Origin of the sequence: Nostoc sp. UCD121 (genome assembly GCF_014222285.1) — a bacterium.
In the GTDB taxonomy this organism is placed as follows: Bacteria; Cyanobacteriota; Cyanobacteriia; order Cyanobacteriales; family Nostocaceae; genus Nostoc.
On record NZ_JACKZS010000420.1, the window covers coordinates 1 to 2,344 of the forward strand.

Consider the following 2,344-nt stretch of genomic DNA (forward strand, 5'->3'; position numbering starts at 1 on the left):
AAAGTAGAGCGTGACTTTGGCAGTAGTATGAAAATTCATACTAAATCTAAATTACGGTTAACCAAATCTTTAAGAGATATCACACGAATTTTACAAGAAGATATTTCTATTCAAGCTAGTAACGAAATATAAAGGAAGAACATAATCGTGAATCAGAATAAACAAATATTGAATGCTGCTGCTGTTAATGATAAATTCAAAAAGACCTTAGTTAAATTTGACCATATACTAGCTCAAGGTAAACACGTTGAATTATCAGCCATTCGTAAAAAGCTGCGTGATGAATTAAAAGCTTATCATCAAGAGGGAATCTTATCATTAGCTTTTGTTGGTCAATATAATGCTGGTAAATCTACCACAATTTCTGCTCTTACAGGACGGCGTGATATTCGTATTGATTCTGATATTGCAACAGACAAAACTGCTAGTTATGACTGGAATAGCATTAAAATTGTAGATACACCCGGACTTTTTACAGACCGTAAAGACCATGATGAGATTACCTATGGCGCTATAAATAAGGCAGATTTATTAGTTTTCTGCTTGACATATATGCTGTTTGATTCGATTACGGTAGCTAATTTTAAAAAATTAGCCTATGAAAAAGGCTATCGTTGGAAAATGATGCTGCTTGTCAATAAAATGTCCGATGAAGCAGGAGAAGAAGTACAAAAAATTGCTAACTATCGTCAAAGTCTCCAAGAAGCAATTAAACCTCATAAACTAGATGATTTTCCTGTATGCTTTATTGATGCTAAGGATTATTATGAAGGTGTAGATCAAAATGACGCTTTTCTCATTGATATCAGTCGATTCCAAACTTTTTTGCATGAATTGGATAAGTTTGTTGAAAAGCGTTCAGTATTAGCTCGGTTTGATACCCCAGTCAGAATAGCGCTCAGTTGTGTTGATGAAGCTCAGTTGAGTTTTACACGTGATAATAACCAAGATTCAGCTTTTTTAGAGGTACTAACGCGCTTATCTCGCACAGTTCGTAAAGAACGCGAGCGCCTTCGTATAAAAGTTAATAATATAGCTCTACAAATGTCAGCAGCAATAGCGAAAGAAGGTACAATTCTTGCTGCTGGTGTTGGAAGTGAGCAAGATTTTACAATGCTGAATAAACAGACTGAAATCAATGTCAAACAGCACTATGAAAAAGCAGAAGCTCAACTTCAACACGTAATAAATACAGCAGTTCAAGATATTCGGCAAGAAGTTGAAGAAGTGTTCCAAGGTAATCTAGTACAAACCTTCATAACTTGCTTAGAAAAAAAACAAAGTGTTTCTGCTGATAGTGGCAATGGGGATATGGATGTAGAACGAATAAAAGATCAAATTAATTGGCTCAAAGATATTGGTGAGAAAGCAGGAGTCGAAGTCAGCAATTCTGCCAAACGAGAATTTTTATCTACTGCTAGTAGTAGCGGTGGTTTTTTGCGTTCTATGGATGTAGCGGGTAGCGGTTTACATCAGACAGTGTTAGCTGTAGGAAAGTTTGTAGGCTTTGATTTTAAGCCTTGGCAAGCGGTTGGTATTGCTAAAAATCTCGGTAATGCTGCGATGTTTCTTGGGCCAGCAGTGGCGTTAATTTCATTAGCAACAGATGCTTATACAGCACAACAGGAACAACAGCGAGAAAAACAAATGGCAGATATTCGTAGTGATATTACCAGCCAGTTTCAAGCAATTGCTAAAGATTTAGAAAATCAGATTGAATCACAACTACGGGAATTTGAACAACAAGTTTACGGGGAAATTGAACAGCGAATTGCAACAGCTCGTCAGGAAGAAGAAAATGCGATCGCAGCTTCTAATACTTGGGTTAAAGAATTATTAGAAGTACGGAAAGATTTTGATTTGATTCTCCGTTATATAACCAAGGTGACAGAAAACCTAGTTATTTGAATAATACCTGTTGTGAACTGCAATCAAGACAATTTTGACGATTTATGTTTGCAGTTCACCGCCCATACATGGAATAAGCAATTGAAAGTGCTTTTACAAGAGCCAATACTTCATTGCTCTTGTAGAAGATCGTGAGCGCTTGATATGCATCTACTCATATCTTGCACCTCTACGTAAAACCCTAGATAAAGTAAAAAGATGCCTAATAAAGCTACCTCATTTTTATAGGCTTTTATCGCTAAATTAAGGGTTTTGGCTTTTTACTGAGTGATTAAATTACATCAAGTTTTCTTGGTGCAAGATGTAAGTCTATGAACTTGCACCAGCTTCAGCTACAGCAGCGCCCACCTCTGGTTTTACCTCCTTCGCCTTCTTTTCAAAGATTTGAACCCCAGCATCAACTACCTCAAACCCGTTTTCTGTGCGCTGTCCAAGC

General features: G+C 36.9%; 1 protein-coding gene. It reads left to right on the forward strand.

Annotated features, from left to right (window positions below):
• Positions 1–147: 147 nt before the first annotated feature.
• Complete coding sequence (locus tag GNF10_RS36460) at positions 148–1,908, forward strand: GTPase (RefSeq protein WP_185582248.1); 1,761 nt, start codon at positions 148–150, stop codon at positions 1,906–1,908.
• Positions 1,909–2,344: the final 436 nt, after the last annotated feature.